General features: G+C 64.1%; 15 protein-coding genes. 6 read left to right on the top strand and 9 right to left on the bottom strand.

Annotated elements, in window-relative coordinates:
- Nucleotides 1–124 precede the first annotated feature (124 nt).
- Entirely contained in the window at nt 125–1489 is a 1365-nt protein-coding gene (gene nhaA / locus N2L00_RS04670) for a Na+/H+ antiporter NhaA (protein WP_255767055.1), read from the top strand.
- On the opposite strand, the gene N2L00_RS04665 is transcribed toward nhaA, so the two are convergent.
- From N2L00_RS04665 to N2L00_RS04645, 5 genes are all read right to left on the bottom strand, one after another.
- The gene (locus N2L00_RS04665) at nt 1486–2082 is read right to left on the bottom strand and encodes a hypothetical protein (RefSeq protein ID WP_255767054.1); all 597 of its coding nucleotides are present in this window, start codon (nt 2080–2082) and stop codon (nt 1486–1488) included. The genes nhaA and N2L00_RS04665 overlap by 4 nt on opposite strands.
- Nucleotides 2079–3038 (bottom strand): hypothetical protein, encoded by a 960-nt coding sequence (locus tag N2L00_RS04660; RefSeq protein WP_255767052.1) that lies wholly within the window; start codon nt 3036–3038, stop codon nt 2079–2081. Before N2L00_RS04660 ends, N2L00_RS04665 begins: the two co-directional genes overlap by 4 nt.
- Entirely contained in the window at nt 3038–3781 is a 744-nt protein-coding gene (locus tag N2L00_RS04655) for a signal peptidase I (RefSeq protein WP_255767051.1), read from the bottom strand. Before N2L00_RS04655 ends, N2L00_RS04660 begins: the two co-directional genes overlap by 1 nt.
- A gap of 18 nt (nt 3782–3799) precedes the next feature.
- Nucleotides 3800–4351 carry a hypothetical protein gene (locus N2L00_RS04650; protein ID WP_255767050.1) on the bottom strand — a complete coding sequence of 184 codons (552 nt, stop codon included), beginning with the start codon at nt 4349–4351 and terminating at the stop codon, nt 3800–3802.
- 84 nt (nt 4352–4435) lie between these two features.
- Nucleotides 4436–4948 (bottom strand): alternate-type signal peptide domain-containing protein, encoded by a 513-nt coding sequence (locus N2L00_RS04645; RefSeq protein ID WP_255767269.1) that lies wholly within the window; start codon nt 4946–4948, stop codon nt 4436–4438.
- Between the two features lie 221 nt (nt 4949–5169).
- Between N2L00_RS04645 and N2L00_RS04640 the strand changes: the two genes are divergently transcribed.
- The 4 genes from N2L00_RS04640 to N2L00_RS04625 all read left to right on the top strand — a co-directional run bounded on the left by N2L00_RS04640 (nt 5170) and on the right by N2L00_RS04625 (nt 8619).
- Nucleotides 5170–5748, top strand: a complete 579-nt coding sequence (locus N2L00_RS04640) for a low molecular weight phosphatase family protein (RefSeq protein ID WP_255767049.1) — start codon at nt 5170–5172, stop codon at nt 5746–5748.
- Nucleotides 5745–6179 carry a VanZ family protein gene (locus tag N2L00_RS04635; RefSeq protein ID WP_255767048.1) on the top strand — a complete coding sequence of 145 codons (435 nt, stop codon included), beginning with the start codon at nt 5745–5747 and terminating at the stop codon, nt 6177–6179. The genes N2L00_RS04640 and N2L00_RS04635 overlap by 4 nt, the downstream gene beginning before the upstream one ends.
- Nucleotides 6180–6446: 267 nt before the next feature.
- On the top strand, nt 6447–6821 hold the full coding sequence (locus tag N2L00_RS04630) for an Hpt domain-containing protein (RefSeq protein WP_255767047.1): 375 nt from the start codon (nt 6447–6449) through the stop codon (nt 6819–6821).
- A 109-nt stretch (nt 6822–6930) separates the two neighbouring features.
- The gene (locus N2L00_RS04625; RefSeq protein WP_255767046.1) at nt 6931–8619 is read left to right on the top strand and encodes a cell wall metabolism sensor histidine kinase WalK; all 1689 of its coding nucleotides are present in this window, start codon (nt 6931–6933) and stop codon (nt 8617–8619) included.
- Nucleotides 8620–8698: 79 nt separating this feature from the next.
- On the opposite strand, the gene N2L00_RS04620 is transcribed toward N2L00_RS04625, so the two are convergent.
- Nucleotides 8699–9514, bottom strand: a complete 816-nt coding sequence (locus N2L00_RS04620; RefSeq protein ID WP_255767045.1) for a response regulator transcription factor — start codon at nt 9512–9514, stop codon at nt 8699–8701.
- Between the two features lie 181 nt (nt 9515–9695).
- Between N2L00_RS04620 and N2L00_RS04615 the strand changes: the two genes are divergently transcribed.
- The gene (locus N2L00_RS04615; protein WP_255767044.1) at nt 9696–11309 is read left to right on the top strand and encodes a cell wall metabolism sensor histidine kinase WalK; all 1614 of its coding nucleotides are present in this window, start codon (nt 9696–9698) and stop codon (nt 11307–11309) included.
- 73 nt (nt 11310–11382) lie between these two features.
- Here the strand turns inward: N2L00_RS04615 and N2L00_RS04610 are convergent, their stop codons facing one another.
- The 3 genes from N2L00_RS04610 to N2L00_RS04600 are packed head-to-tail and all read right to left on the bottom strand — an operon-like array spanning nt 11383 to nt 14672.
- Entirely contained in the window at nt 11383–12357 is a 975-nt protein-coding gene (locus N2L00_RS04610) for a GDP-L-fucose synthase (RefSeq protein ID WP_255767268.1), read from the bottom strand.
- A gap of 16 nt (nt 12358–12373) precedes the next feature.
- A complete protein-coding gene (gene gmd / locus N2L00_RS04605) occupies nt 12374–13402 on the bottom strand; it encodes a GDP-mannose 4,6-dehydratase (RefSeq protein ID WP_255767043.1) in 1029 nt (342 codons plus the stop codon).
- A 13-nt stretch (nt 13403–13415) separates the two neighbouring features.
- Entirely contained in the window at nt 13416–14672 is a 1257-nt protein-coding gene (locus N2L00_RS04600) for a glycosyltransferase family 4 protein (RefSeq protein ID WP_255767042.1), read from the bottom strand.
- Nucleotides 14673–14934: the final 262 nt, after the last annotated feature.

The following is a 14934-nucleotide window of genomic DNA, read 5'->3' as shown; positions in this document are numbered from 1 at the left end:
TTTTGCTGCCCGGTTCGTCCCTCATCACACGCTGCCTGGCTGATGCAGTTAGACTGGTACACGGTGCGCCGGGAAGTCTGGTCGGCAATAACTTTGCCGTACCCGAATCTGATTGGAACCTTTCATGGCCTCTGAGCCCTCCTCCCCCAAGCCCACTGGCGCGCACACAGTCCTGGGCAGGCGCAGCTACGGAGAGACACTTCGCATCGGCGAGATCCTCCGTCAGGAAACAGTGGGCGGCGTCCTGCTGCTGATCGCCACCATCGCAGCCCTGATCTGGGCCAACTCTCCGGCCGCGGATACCTACTTTGCGGTGCGTGACTTCGAAATCGGCTACGAGCCGTGGCACCTCAAGCTGAGCATCGGCACCTGGGCGGCCGACGGGCTGCTGGCCATCTTCTTCTTCCTGGTCGGCCTCGAGCTGAAGAAAGAATTCATTGCCGGGGACCTGAGGGACCTCAGACAGGCGATCGTCCCGATAGCGGCAGCGGTGGGCGGCGTTATCGTGCCCGCACTGGTGTACGTTGCCGTCAACCTGATTTCCGGTTCGGACGGCCTGCGGGGCTGGGCCATCCCCACCGCCACCGATATTGCCTTCGCCCTGGCAGTCCTGGCGGTCATCAGTTCGCACCTGCCCAGCGCGCTGCGCATCTTCCTGCTGACCCTCGCCGTGGTGGATGACCTCATCGCCATCGCCATCATTGCCTTCTTCTACTCCGAAGACGTGCACCTTAGCTACCTGCTGTGGATGCTGCTGCCGCTGGCCGCGTTCACGCTGCTGGTCCAGCGCGTCCCGCGCTTCTTCGGCACCCGGCGCTGGCCCGCCTGGGTGATCCTGCTGCCCCTGGGTGTCGCCACCTGGGCGCTGATGCACGCTTCCGGCGTGCACGCCACCGTGGCCGGGGTGCTGCTGGGCTTTGCCGTTCCGGTGCTGCGCCGCGGACCGGACCGGCAGAAACTGCCCGCTGACCCTGAGGCCCCCGGCCTCTCGGAAATCTTCGAGCACCGCTTCCGGCCCGTCTCCACCGGCTTTGCCGTTCCGGTCTTTGCCTTCTTTTCCGCCGGCGTGGCTCTGGGCGGCTGGAGCGGCGTGGCCTCGGTGGTCACTGATCCCGTTGCCATCGGAATTATCCTGGGCCTCGTTGCAGGCAAGCCCGTCGGCATCCTGCTCACCACGTGGGCGGTGACCGCAGGCACACGGGCAAAGCTCGACCCGGATGTGCGCTGGATTGATCTGGCAGGCATCGGCATCCTGGGCGGGATCGGCTTCACCGTCTCCCTGCTGGTCAATGACCTGAGCTTCGAGGTCGGCTCGCTGCACAACGACGACGCCAAGGTCGGCATCCTCGTGGCCTCCGTGCTGGCAGCCCTGCTGGCTTCAGCCCTGCTGACCGCCCGGAACCGGCGCTACCGGCTCATCGAAGCTGAAGACCGGCGCGACGATGACCAGGACGGCATCCCGGACGTGTACGAGGACCGGGAGAACTAGCGCGAGCAGGGGTAGGCCAGCAGTCCCGGCGGCGAGTAATAGAACATCGGGAGCGTGGACGCCTGGGAAGCGGACAGGACATCGCCCTCGCTGATGGGCGTCACTGACGGGACATCCTTTTTGACCGTGGCTGTCCGCAGCGTGACTGTCAGGGACACCTTGTCATAGGGGGTCCTGCCCAGCGCGTCGCTCAGACCGCTGAGGTATACGGGCTTGACCATAGTAGTGCTGCGCGGAACCGCGTAGGTCTTGGTGCGCCCATTGACGGCGAAGGACAGCACATAGACCACGTCGGAGTCCACGTCCGTTACGGCGGTCCAGCTGATCTCGTTGGCCAAAACCCGAGTGGTGCAAACGGGAGCGGCGGGCGTTTGAACCTTTGCGGTCGGGAGCCCTGAGATGGTCACTGCAGTCGACTGGCTCCAGTACGCATACGCGGCGGGACCGCCCAGGCCCAGAACCACCGTGAGCACAAAGACCACCGCAGCGGTCCGGAAACCCGGCTGGGCACGAAGCCGCCTCAACGGGCCCGGACGGGTCTCCGTCACGGCGTCGGTGCCCGCCGCAGCCCCCTGCTGCGTTTTCCTGCTCATCGGCTCCTGCTTCGTAGTCGGATTCCGGCGGCGGCGAAGAACGCCACCGACAGCACTATCAGGAGCGTACCGGAGAGCGAACGGATGATGGGTTCGACGGTGCTTTCGAACGACGCGGGCGAAGCCGCTTCCAATCGTCCGGTTTCCGCCGGCGGGACCTGGGTGTTGAAGCGCGCGTCCGGGTCCTGTGCCTGCGCGGGGGCAGCCGGGAAAGCGGCCAGCACCGCTGTGCCGTCGGTTGGCGCAGTGCCCTGGACCGTGGCTGCCGCCGGCCGCTCCTGGCCAGCCTGCTGGCCCGCGGTCCCGGTGTTCCGGGTGTCATCCGAGGAGTTTCCGTTTCCGGGGACTTCGGCATTGGGTGTCCCCGGATCCGCCGGCGGCGTGTCGCCGGTGTGGCCGTTGTTCCCCAGCGCCTCGCAGGCGCTGGGTCCGGTGCCTGCACCGTCCGTGGACTGCAGGTAAAACACGACGTCGAACCGGGCACTGCGTTTCATGGCCGCGTTGGGAGCTTCCGCGGCAAGGCCTGCCGTGAGCTGCACGAGGACGGCGTCACCCGCGCCCAGTTCCCAGCCCCGGTAAAGGTCACTGCATGCTCCGGGAGCGCCGAGGTATGCCGGCACGCCGCCTGCGGCACCGGCCGATCCGCTCACGCTGACCAGGCCCGACAGCTCCGGGTCCATGGCGGCGCTGACGGCGCCGGCGGAGAGATAGGCTGCCTCGGTGCCGTCGTTCCGCACCCACACGCTGCCCCCCGTGGATGCTCCCGGGACCAGTTGAACCGCCTGGTTGAAGACGGGCCGGGTCAGTGTTGGGCTGAAGCCGACGCCGTCGGGGCTGAAGCTGAGGTAGCTTCCGGATGCGGAAGCGGCAGGGATACCGGCGAGGGTGATGGTCGCCGCGGCTCCGCACACGGCACCAACCGTCAGCCAGTGCCTCACCGGTTTGGGAATCCGCATTAGACGGCTACGGGCTTCCGGTGGCTGCGGACATGCGGGTGGGCGCTGTCGTGGTTGCAGTGCTCGCACTCTTCCAGGACGGGATCGTCATGATCCAGCGGGTCCTGGGTGCGGAAGGCGAAGAACGGGTCCGCGCCGTCGTCGGTGGAACCATTATCCGGATCGTCGTTGTCTGCCTGCGGGGTTTCCCCGTCACCGCGTTTCTTGGCCAGCGCGCCGCGGACCATGGAGATGATCCCGTAGCCCATGAGTGCGACAGCACCCCATTGGAGTGCCGCTCCGCGGTCCGAGTTACCCAGGGCATTGGCGGCAAAACCTACAAACGGTACGGCGTAGAAAAGCTTGCCGCGGACCTGGACTTCGCGCACAGGCTCTGCGTCGGCAACGTCATTGTTGTCGCCCTTGGTGATCAGGGTGCGTTCGCCGTCCTGCGCGGTGCCCACGGACGTGATCCGGTGGGTGATGACGGCAGAGCTGCCGGACTCGATCTGGTAGGTGATCACGTCACCTACGCGCAGTTCCTCGAACGGGGTGGGCTTGACGACCAGGAAGGTGCCGGGGGCGTAGTGCGGAGCCATGGAGCTGGTCAGGACGCTGAAGGTCTGCGAGCCGGTCACGAGGGGAATGACTACAAGGACCAGGGCAACGAGGGCCGTGGCGCACAGGGCGATGTAGCTCAGACCGGTTCCGATGAAACGCAGCGGGCTGGCGGGCTTCTCTGCTGTCCTGCGGCCACTCGACATGGTTTTCCTATCCATCAACTAAGCTGCCGGCGCAAGCTGCGCCACACTGAGGTTTACCGGGATGCTGATCGGCGTTCCGAGCTGGTTTGCCGGGGTGTTTTGCTTGACTTCTACCTTGAAGCAAATGGTCTGGGTGGTTCCGGTGGCCAGGACCGGAAGAACCGGGGTTCCGGCCTGGTAGGCCAGGTTGGCGGTGCAGATCGCCGATCCCCGGACAACCGCGGTGTGCACAGTCAGGTTGCCGTTGAGCAGGCTGCCGGGTACCGGGAGCGAAACGGCGGGCTGCAGGACCAGCGGGGACTGCGCGGTGACGTTGGTGTTGTTGGTCACCTTCACTGCGGTGAATTTTGGTACTCCGCGGTGCAATCCAGCAACGTCCAACGACAGGGTCGGTGTCTGGGCCATGTTGGCTTCATTCACCAGGATGTTGAAATCGGCGGCCTGGACGGTGCCGGCGTTCTGCTGTGCGGCGGCGTTCCACAGGGCATAGCTTCCCTGGACCGTCATCAGTCCGAGTACCACAGCGGCCAGAATCAGGCCGGCTGCCTTCAGTACTCGGGAGCTCTTCACGGATTTTTTCCTCCAGGGGAACGGTTGTGCGCGGGACAGGTGTTCCGCGCACAACCGGGGTGAGAACAAGGGGCTTAGGGAATGCTACTTGGCGACCTGGGTCAGGACGTAGTTCACGCGGGAGAGGTCCAGGCTGACGTTGGTGTCCGTGCGGGCGCCGGTGTCCTTGTTGAAGACGAAGACGGCCTTGGCGGTGACCACTCCCGCCCTGTCGACGTCGTTCGCGGCGGTCAGGTTCGCCGCGTTCAGGGGCTTGCCGCCCTGGGTCAGGGTGGGAACCGGCTTGGCGCTGCCCGTGAAGCCGTTGCTGACGTCCTCGTTGATAACCAGCGTCGCCTTCATCTGGTCACCGTCGAGCTGCAGGCTGACATCCTGGGTGAAGGTCAGTTCATCGCCCGGTACAACCATGTACTTGGTGATGTCGATTTCGGTACCGGCCTTGTTGGTCCACTTACCCGGCGCGGCGGTCACGTCAAGGTCACCGGAGACGATGGTGCCGGCGTTCGCAGTCTGGGAATCGTTCCAGACGGCGAGCGTTCCGCCGCCGCCGAGCAGCATTGCCGAGCCGATACCGATTGCCAGTGCACCCTTAGCCATCTTGTTCACGCTGTTCCCCTTGTTCGAAAGTCTTTTGGCTCGGAAGGCTTTCCTCGCCGCTGGGTATTACTTTGCCGCCCTCCCCTCAAGAAACAACGCCGCCCAAACACAGGGTTCATGCAACATTCCGGCAAAGCTCAAGCGCCACACAAGGTAACCTCAACACCAGCACAACCGGCCGCATCCGGCCCGGGAACCAGCCCTATCCGAAGCCTGAGGACATGAGACCCACCGCTGCTCCGTTCCGAATCCTGACTGTCTGCACCGGCAACATCTGCCGCTCCCCGATGGCCGAGCGCCTGCTCCAGGCCGGACTGGACAGCGTTGCCCCCGGTGAATTCGAAGTCACCAGCGCAGGCACCGGCGCCCTGGTCGGATCCGGCATCGAACCGCACGTGGCCGGTTTCGTGAACATTTTCGGCGGCGACTCCGCCGGCTTCGCCGCACGGCAGCTCTCTGCGGAGATTCTCGAGGGGCAGGACCTCGTGCTGGGCATGACCCGGGCCCACCGGAGCAGGATCGTGGACCTCGCCCCGGCGTTGCTGCGGCGCACCTTTACGCTGCGCGAACTGGCCCGCCTGCTCCCGCTGGTCGACGCGGACCCCGATGCCCCGGCCGCCGAACGGTGGCAGACGGCAATGGCCCGGGCGCTGCGGCTCCGCAGCGCCCATCCGGCGGGACCGGAGGAAGACGACGTAGTGGACCCCTACCGCCGCAGCGACGACGTCTACCAGCAGATGGTCCGCGAGCTGACTCCGGCGGTGGGTGAGCTGCTCGCCTGGGAGCGCCGCTACCGGTGAACCTGGTCATCCGGGATAGACGACGACGGCGGCTGCTGGCCGGGCTCTTCCTCCTCTACATAGGGGTCGTGGCGCTCATCGCGTTCTGGCCCTCCCCGGTCGACGCCGGATCGGCCGGCACCCTCCGCGCCGTCCTTACTGCCCTGCACAGCCGAGGCGTGCCCGAATGGGTCGACTACACCCTCGTGGAGTCCGCCGCGAACGTGGTCTTGTTCATTCCCTTCGGTGTCTTGGCCGCCGCTTACCTCACCGACCGTTTCGCCTGGCTGGCCGCCGTCGTCGGCATGGCCGCCTCCTGCGCCATTGAAGCCGGGCAGCACGTGTTCCTGCCGGCCCGCTACGCCACTGTCCACGACGTCATCGCCAACTCGCTGGGTGCGGCGCTCGGCACGCTGGCGGTCTATGCCTTCCGCAGCCGGAAGGGTGATTAGCCGGCGGCCTGCAATATTGCCTCGATCTTGAGCGTTGCAGGCAACTTTTCCTGAGGTTGGGGTGAGACCGTAGGACATCAGCCGGGAGTATTCGGCTGGCTTCCATCAGGCACCGAACCGCCCGACGGCGACCCCACACCGAAGGATATTTTGTTTGTCTCTCACGCCCCCGCAGCCCCCACCGGTCCGGCCACCGCGCCGGTCCGCCGCTGCACGAGTATTACCGCGGAATCGGAATGCCGCCCTGCCACTCAGGAGCGCCGGCTGATGACGCCCCAGGAAGAACTCGAGGCGCGGCTGATCTCCTTGGACCGGCTGCGGGAACTTAGCGACCAGGTTGGCGTGGAATCCTGCCGCCGGTTCGTCGCCAACTTCACATCGATGTGGGAGGGCCGGTTCACGCGCCTCCACCAGGCGGTGCAGGGCCGGGACTTCGACGCCGCCATGGATGTGGTCCTCAGCATCAAGATTTCCAGCCATATGGCCGGAGCTGAACGGCTCTCGGCCCTTGGCGCTGCTGCGCAGGACCTCGTAGCACGCCGCGATTTGCGGGGCCTCGAGGAGATGGTGACCGCTGTCCGCACCTGCGGCGCCGAAACCATGGCCTATCTGAACGAGTCAGACCTGTTTTCCGCCGCCTAAGTCCCGCTCCCACCATCCCGACCGCCGTGCCATGGGAGTGAGCGCGGTCACGCCTGCCACATACCACCGGTATCGTTAGACCCTGTTGTGTTTTACGAGGGGGTCACGCGTGTCGCGGTTGTCGCAGTCGACGCTGAAGTTTTTCGGCATTTCGTCCCAATTCCACGAGCTTCCGCTGCGGTACCGGACCGCAGTGAGCCAGGCCCCGCTGGTCGTCGTGGTGGCGCTGATCTGCGCGGTTGCCGCCTGGCAGTTGCCGGAGGTCTTCCACCGCCGGGAATTCGTGGCCGGCCTGGTCACGCTGGCCGTTGCCACCGCCGTATGCATCGCCCTTCCCTGGAACCGGCTCTGGTATCCGTCCTACTGGATCATCCCGCTGCTTGACTTCGTGGCCATCGCCCAACTCCAGCACGGCAGCACCGGCATCCTTAACGGGCTGAGCCTCCTCCACGTGTTTCCCGTGTTCTGGATGTCCTGGTCCCGCGTCTCCCCGCCGGCCGCCCGGTACCTGAGCTTTTTCTGCCCCCTGCTGTCCGTATGGCACCCCTTCATCCTGGGCACGTCCGGTCCGGTCAGCGGTGCGGACCTCTCCGCCCCCCTGCTCGTTCCCCTGGTCAGCCTTGGCGTCGCGATCACCGTGTCCGTGCTGCGCGAAGACATCCGTTCCCAGCGCGAAACGCTGGAGAACAAGGACCGGCTGCTCGAGGCCGCGCTGGCGGAGAGCAAACGGCAATCCCAACAGCTCGACGGGGTGCTGAACGCCATCAACGTCGGTGTCCTCCTGGTGGACGAGGACGGCGTGCCGCGGCATATGAACCGCCGCCAGCGGATGCTGCAGGAACGTGCACTGCCCCCGGGCACGGTCCACCCGCATGAACGCGACCTGTTCCTCTACACAGTTGACCGCACTACTCCCGTACCCTTCGACCAGCGTCCCGTTGCCCGCGCCCTGCGCGGCTCGGACTTCAGCGACCTGCAGCTGTGGCTGGGTCCGCCCGGCAGCCAGATGGCAATGAACGTCTCGGGGGCCGTGCTGCGCAATGACGACGGCGGTTTCAACGGTGCGGTGATCGTTTTCTCCGATGTCACGGCCATGGTTGGTGCGCTGGCCGCCAAGGACGACTTCGTGGCCAGTGTCTCGCACGAGCTGCGAACTCCGCTGACGTCGATCATGGGCTACCTGGACCTGGCCCTGGACGAGGCAGAAGAGACCGGGCTGCAGGGCACCATTCCCGGATCAATGCGGGTGGCCCTGCGCAACAGCGAGCGGCTGCTCCGGCTGGTGTCGGATCTGCTCACAGCGGCCTCCGGCACCGTTCAGCTGGAATCCCGGCCCATGTGCCTGGCGGAGATCATCCGCAACAGCCTCCGCACGGCGGAAACCCGTGCACGGGAGGCCGGCGTCGATCTGGTCAACGATGCCCCGGCGGAGCTCCCGATGTTCGCGGACCCGCACCGTATCGCGCAGGTACTGGACAACCTGCTTTCCAACGCAGTCAAATACTCCCCCGACGGCGGCACGGTCACGGTCAGTGCGTGGCGCGAAGGGGACCGTGCGGTGTTCCGTGTGTCGGATACGGGCATGGGTATGACCGCGGACGATGTGGATGATGTCTTCGAGAAGTTCTTCCGGACCGGCACGGTTCGGCAGGCGGGCATCCCCGGAGTCGGGCTCGGCATGGCCATCAGCAAGGACATCGCCGAGGCCCACGGCGGCAGCATCCGGGTCGAGAGCACGCTGGGCCGCGGCACCAGCTTTACCGTCGAGCTCCCTGCCGGCGTGCCGGCGCTCGCTTAGCAACGCCGCCGGTACTCACGCCGGCCCAGGGCCCGTGGGCTCGGAGGGCCCGTGGGCTCGAGGGCCGGGACCCTGCCGGTCAGGCCTGCGGAGCCAGGCGGTAGCCGACGCCGCGTACGGTTTCGAGCCAGCGCGGTGCCTTCGAATCGTCCCCGAGTTTGCGGCGCAAATTGCCCACGTGCACTTCCACGGTCCGCTCATCGGCGTCACTGATGAAGGATCCGGTGTCATACTCCTCGCCCCGCAGCCGCCGGACCAGGTCGGTTTTAGTCCGTACCAGGCGGCCGCCCTCAAGGAGCGCCTGCAACAGGTCGAACTCGGTGCGGGTCAGCTCTACGCCCTTGCCGTTGATTTCGGTGGTGCGCGTCCCCGGGTTCAGGGTCAAACCGTTGTGGGCAAGCGTGCCCGGGGCCGCTGCGGGAGCCGGAGGCTGCACCGCTGCTGCGGAGGGGGTTCCCTGGCTTCCGCCGAGGGAGGAAGGAGCATCAGCGGACACGGGCGTCTCGCCTTCGCCTGCAGACTCTCCACGGGGACGGCGGAGCATGGCTGAAATCCGGGCCCGCAGTTCCCGGGGCCGGAAGGGCTTGGTGATGTAGTCGTCGGCGCCGGCTTCCAGCCCCATAAGGGTGTCGAGCTCCTCAGCCCGGGCGGTGAGCATCACGATGTAGGCATCGCTGAACTGCCGCAGCTGCCGGATTACCTCAAACCCGTCAATGTCCGGAAGACCCAGGTCCAACGTGACGACAGTGGGATTATGCAGCCGCACTGCCTCAACACCTTCGGAGCCGTTCGGAGCAGTAAAGACGTTGAAACCTGATTGCTGCAGAACTGCGTTAAGAAGATCGCGGATATCTGCATCATCCTCGATGATGACGGCTACACGTTGAATTTCCATGTTTTTGTTTTTTCCTGTCCTGCGAGACCTTCTGAATCCCCGCTCCCCTTGCTCGGTATCCTACAGGAGCACCCCTATACTCTGAGCTACCACTACAGGAATCCGGGGGTTCCCTTTTTTCATGTCCAGTCTCAAAGACCGAGTGGCCACGCTTCCTGGTATCAAATCGCAGTTTAATGAATTGAGTCTTCGGCGCCGGCTGCTGGTAAGCCAGCAGCCGTTGCTGATATCGGTTGGCATAGCGATCGTGATTACCGCCGTGGTGGCCCCGGATGTATTACGCAGCCACAGTTTTCAATTCGCACTGGTGCTCCTTGCCGCTCTGACTTTGGCATGCGTGGTTGTCCCGTGGGAACGGTATCCCCCGTTGGCCTATTGGTGCATCCCCGTCCTGGACTTCGCTGTTGTGGGCGGCCTCTATTACGAGGGTCGCAACTCAGTGATCGGACTTAGTTTCCTGGCAGTCTTCCCCGTTTTCTGGATGGCCTGGTCCGGTGCTGCTCCGCGCAGGGCATGGCTACTCAGCTATGTCTGCACCACGATGCTGCTGTGGGCACCACTGTTCACGCAGGCGGGCGGTTTCCCCGCCCGGGAGGATCTGGTGGCCCCCCTCCTCATCCCGTTCGTCATGTTTGCCATGGGCGTGGTGATCTCGACGATGGAATCGGATACCACGTCCCAGCAGAAGCGGCTTGTGGCGATTGAAACCGAGCTGCAGGCCAGCCTGCGGGAGACCCGCCGACGCTCGCAGTTGCTGGACGCCGTGCTGGAAACGGTCGATGTGGGCGTGATGGCGGTGGATGCTGCGGGCCGGACCATCCTGATGAACAGCCGCCAGCGGATCAACCATGCGTTGGCCGGTCTCCACGACGGAGCAGACACGGGCAGCGATGCCCGGATTTACGGCCTGGACCAGCTCACGCCGGTGCCCCTGGCGCAAAGGCCTTCGCAGCGGGCCATGCGCGAAGAATCTTTTTCGGACGTCATTGTCTGGGTTGGAACCGGGGAGCGGCAGCGTGCCCTCGCCGTCTGTGCCCGTGCCATGCACGAACAGGGAGAATTCGCCGGCTCCGTGCTGGCCTACAGCGATGTCACGGAAATGGTCAATGCACTCAATGCCCGGGAGGATTTTGTTTCCAGTGTCTCCCACGAGCTGCGGACCCCGCTGACCTCGATCATCGGCTACCTCGACCTCGTCGTTGATGACGAAGAGACCGCCGGCCTTCCGGGGCACCTCGTGAACGCCCTGCAGGTGGCCCAGCGCAACGCCGAGCGGCTGCTGCTGCTGGTGGCCGACCTGCTGACCACCGCCTCCGGAACCATGCACCTGCAACGCTCCGAAACCGATGTCGCCGAATTGGTGAGTGTGGCCTTGGACTCCGCCCGGCCCAGAGCCACCGCCATCGGCGTGGACCTCGGCTGTGACTGCGAAGCGGAACTGCGTGCGTCGGTGGACCCGGCCCGGATCTCCCAGGTGCTGGACAACCTGCTCTCCAACGCCATCAAATACTCCCCCGACGGCGGCAAGGTCACCGTTCGCTCCCGGAGGGAGGAAGGGAACCTGGTGCTGGAGGTGGAGGACACCGGTATCGGCATGAGCGAGGCCGACCAGCGGGACGTGTTCACCAAGTTCTTCCGCACCGGCCAGGTGAAGAAGGCGGCCATCCCGGGCGTGGGCCTGGGACTCGTCATCACCAAGTCGATCGTGGAAGCCCACGGCGGGCGGATCTCGTTCAGCTCGGAGCTCGGTGCGGGGAGCACGTTCCGGGTGGAGCTGCCCGGATCCGGAAACTAACCTTCGCCGGACATAAGTCACCCGTCCTGGCCGTCCCGGGGACCGCGCCGGTTTTGGCAGGTTCGTGCCGAGCCTAGCCGCGCAGTGAGGTGAGATGGCTCCGATACCAGGACACTGTGTCCCGAATGCCGTCCTCGAAGGGGATCTGTGCGGTCCAGCCGGTGGCAGCCAGCTTGGAGACGTCGAGTAGCTTTTGCGGGGTGCCGTCGGGTTTCGAGGCATCCCACTCCACGGACCCGTTGTAGCCCACGGCGTCGGCGACAAGTTCGGCGAGTTCCTTGATCGTGAGGTCTGATCCCGTTCCCACGTTCACCTGCTGCGGTCCGTCATAATGCTCCAAGAGGTGGAGGCAGGCAGCTGCCATGTCGTCGACATGCAGGAATTCACGCCGGGGCGAACCTGTACCCCAGTTGGTCACGGTGCTCAATCCCTGTTGCGCTGCCTCGTCATAGCGGCGGATGAGAGCCGGAAGGACATGGGATCCTTCCGGCGAAAAGTTATCCCCCGGGCCGTAAAGGCTGGTGGGCATCGCTGAAATCCAGGGCAGCCCGTCCTGGCGGCGGACGGCCTGGATGTGCATGATTCCGGCGATCTTCGCGATCGCATATGCGTCGTTGGTGGGTTCGAGATGCCCCGTCAGAAGCGAATCCTCCGAAATGGGCTGCTCGGCAAACTTGGGGTATATGCAGGAAGATCCCAGGAAAAGAAGACGTTCCACGCCCTGTTCGCGTGCGGCATCCAGCACATTGATCTGGATCTGCAGGTTCTCGGTCAGGAAGTCCACCGGGTACGTATTGTTGGCGAGGATGCCTCCCACCTTCGCTGCCGCCAGGACCACATAGCGGGGCGTGGTCTCCGCAAAGTATTCGAAGACGGCCGGGCGATCCTTCAGATCCAGTTCACTGGAGGTCCGGCCCAGGAGATTCGAGAAACCTGCGGATTCGAGGTTGCGCCAAATGGCCGACCCTACGAGTCCACGGTGTCCAGCGACGTAGAAGGGAGCGTTGCGGTCGAGTTTGCCGGGCTCGAAGCCCGTGTTGTCTGCCATTGAGTGCTGCGCCACGTCAGTCATTCCAAGACTCGAGGTTCACGGTATCGACCCAATTACGGCCCGAGTGCTTGAGCATTTCGGTGTCAGCATCCACCATGATGCGGGCGAGATCGGGAGTATGTACCGTGGCTTTCCACCCAAGCTTCTCCTGTGCCTTGGAGGCATCACCAACGAGTGCGTCAACCTCCGTGGGCCGAAGATACCGTTCATCGAACTTCACGTGTTCTTCCCATTCGAGCCCTGCGTGTTCGAAGGCGATGGTGAGGAAGTCCCTCACGGTGTAGTTTCCACCGGTGGCCAGCACAAAATCCTCGGGCTCGTCCGCCTGCAGCATGCGCCACATGCCCTCCACGTATTCCGCGGCGTAGCCCCAGTCACGGATGGCGTCCAGGTTACCCATGTACAGATACCGCTGCTGCCCGGCCTTGATGGCGGCTACGGCGCGGGAAATCTTACGGGTGACGAATGTTTCGCCGCGGCGGGGGGATTCGTGGTTGAAAAGAACTCCGTTCACCGCGTACATGCCATAGGCCTCGCGGTAGTTCTTCGTGATCCAGTAGCTGTATACCTTCGCGGCGCCGTACGGCGACCGTGGATAAAACGGAGTGTCCTCGTTCTGCGGCGGCGGAGTAGCGCCGAACATTTCCGACGAGGATGCCTGGTAATACCTGGTGTCTATTCCAGTGAGGCGCACTGCCTCGAGGAGCCGAACCGAACCCATGCCCGTGGTGTCCGCCGTATGTTCGGGTTCGTCAAAGGACACACGGACATGGGACTGGGCGGCGAGGTTGTAGACCTCATCCGGCCGCAGGCCGGCGAGCAGCGTCGCCAGGCGCGACCCGTCGCTGAGGTCTCCGTAGTGCAGGAACAGTTTTGCCTCCGGGTCGTGCGGATCCACGTAAAGGTGGTCCACCCGGGAGGTATTGAATGTCGAGGCGCGGCGGATAAGCCCGTGCACCTCATATCCCTTCCTCAGCAGAAGCTCCGCAAGGTAGGAGCCGTCCTGCCCGGTGATTCCTGTAATGAGTGCGCGCTTAACCAAAACAATCCCCCGATTACTTAATGCGTTCCTTTTGATGGTGGGCAGTGAGATGCATGAGATACGAACCATACTTAGCGACGGCGTGCTCCTCAGACAATGTCGTCTCCATAAAACGGCGGCCGTTTTCAGCAAAACGGAGCCCTTGTTCCTTGTCCGCCGCCATTGCCTCTGCGCCGCGGACAAGATCAACCGGGCTCCCTGCAGCCACTCGCATACCCGCCTGCGCGGTAGCGATTTCCTCGGCCGTGACGCTGTCCTTGTCGGTAGCGGCCAGTATGGGAACACCGGAGCTGAAATATGACGTCAATTTGCTGGGCACGGACATCTCCCGGACGCCCGGCAGTTCATTGACCAGGAGGACGTCCGCCGCGGCGAGGGCTTCCTGGAATCGATTACCGGGAAGTGAATCCACAAATTCGATCTGACCAACGCCCTGCGCGAGTTGTTCAAGCCGGCTCCGCTGGTTGCCGTCGCCGACCAATACGAAACGGACGGCACTACCCTCGCGAGAGGCAACGCGGGCTGCCTCCACCACGTTCTCCAGCCCCTGTTTGGCGCCCATATTCCCTGCATGAAGGACAACCACGTCGTCCGGCGACCATCCGAACGAGGCACGGGAAGCAGCGCGGTCCTCAAGGTTAAACGGCTTGAGGTGTGTCCAGTTACGGACGACTTCCACTCGGTCGGGGTCCACTCCGAGTTGCCCGGTCACGTAATGGCGAAAGCGCTCATGAACGACCACAACACGGTCGGCTGATCGCAGTATTTTCGATTCAACCCATTCCATGACCTTGCTGACTGCGGAACCGGAGGTTCCGGTCTCCGTAATGCCCAGGCTGTAGAGATCGTGCACCCAGATGAGGACGGGGGGCTTGGCCGGGGCCATGCGTGCTCGGAGCAGAGCGATCCCCGTGGCGAAAAGGGCTGGGCTAACGAGGATGACCGCGCTCTGCGGGCCCCAGCGTGCAAAGGCCAGTCGAAGGCCAAAAGAAAGCTCCATACCGAGCCTTGCGAAGCTCCGAGGCCTGGCAGGGACGAGATGGTTTAACCGTCGAACGGATACGCCCCCGATTGCTTCAGAGATACTCCATCCCTTGTATCCCGGGCGCCGCCGCCACTCCGGGTAATGCGGATAGCCCGTAAGTACGCTTACTCGGTAACCCTTATCGGAAAGTCCGGTAGCCAACCCAGAGATATATGGCGCGTTGCCGGATGGCTCAGGGCTGTAATTCAAGCCCGCAATGAGTATTTTTGGGTTAGTTGGAATCACATGGGGAGACTAGCAGTCGGATGAGACCTAAACGATGGATTGAATTTCATTTAGTACTCGAAGCCGCAATGCGTGGTTGGGTGCCCTTTTATGAAAAACAAGTGTTTATGTGAGTACCGGAAATGCATGCAGTAGGTGATTTCTTCCGTAACCATCGCTCGCCGCACCCCCCAACCAACCGTTCAGCTGCCGCTCTCGGCGGCCCACCCGGAGAAAGCAAGGGCTACCGGCCCCGTGCAGCCAACAGTCCCGGGTTCCGTGC

The organism is Arthrobacter sp. zg-Y1171 (assembly GCF_025244845.1).
Lineage (GTDB): Bacteria > Actinomycetota > Actinomycetes > Actinomycetales > Micrococcaceae > Arthrobacter_B.
Note: the sequence above shows the minus strand (reverse complement) of the source record. Positions and strands in the feature narration are given on the sequence as shown.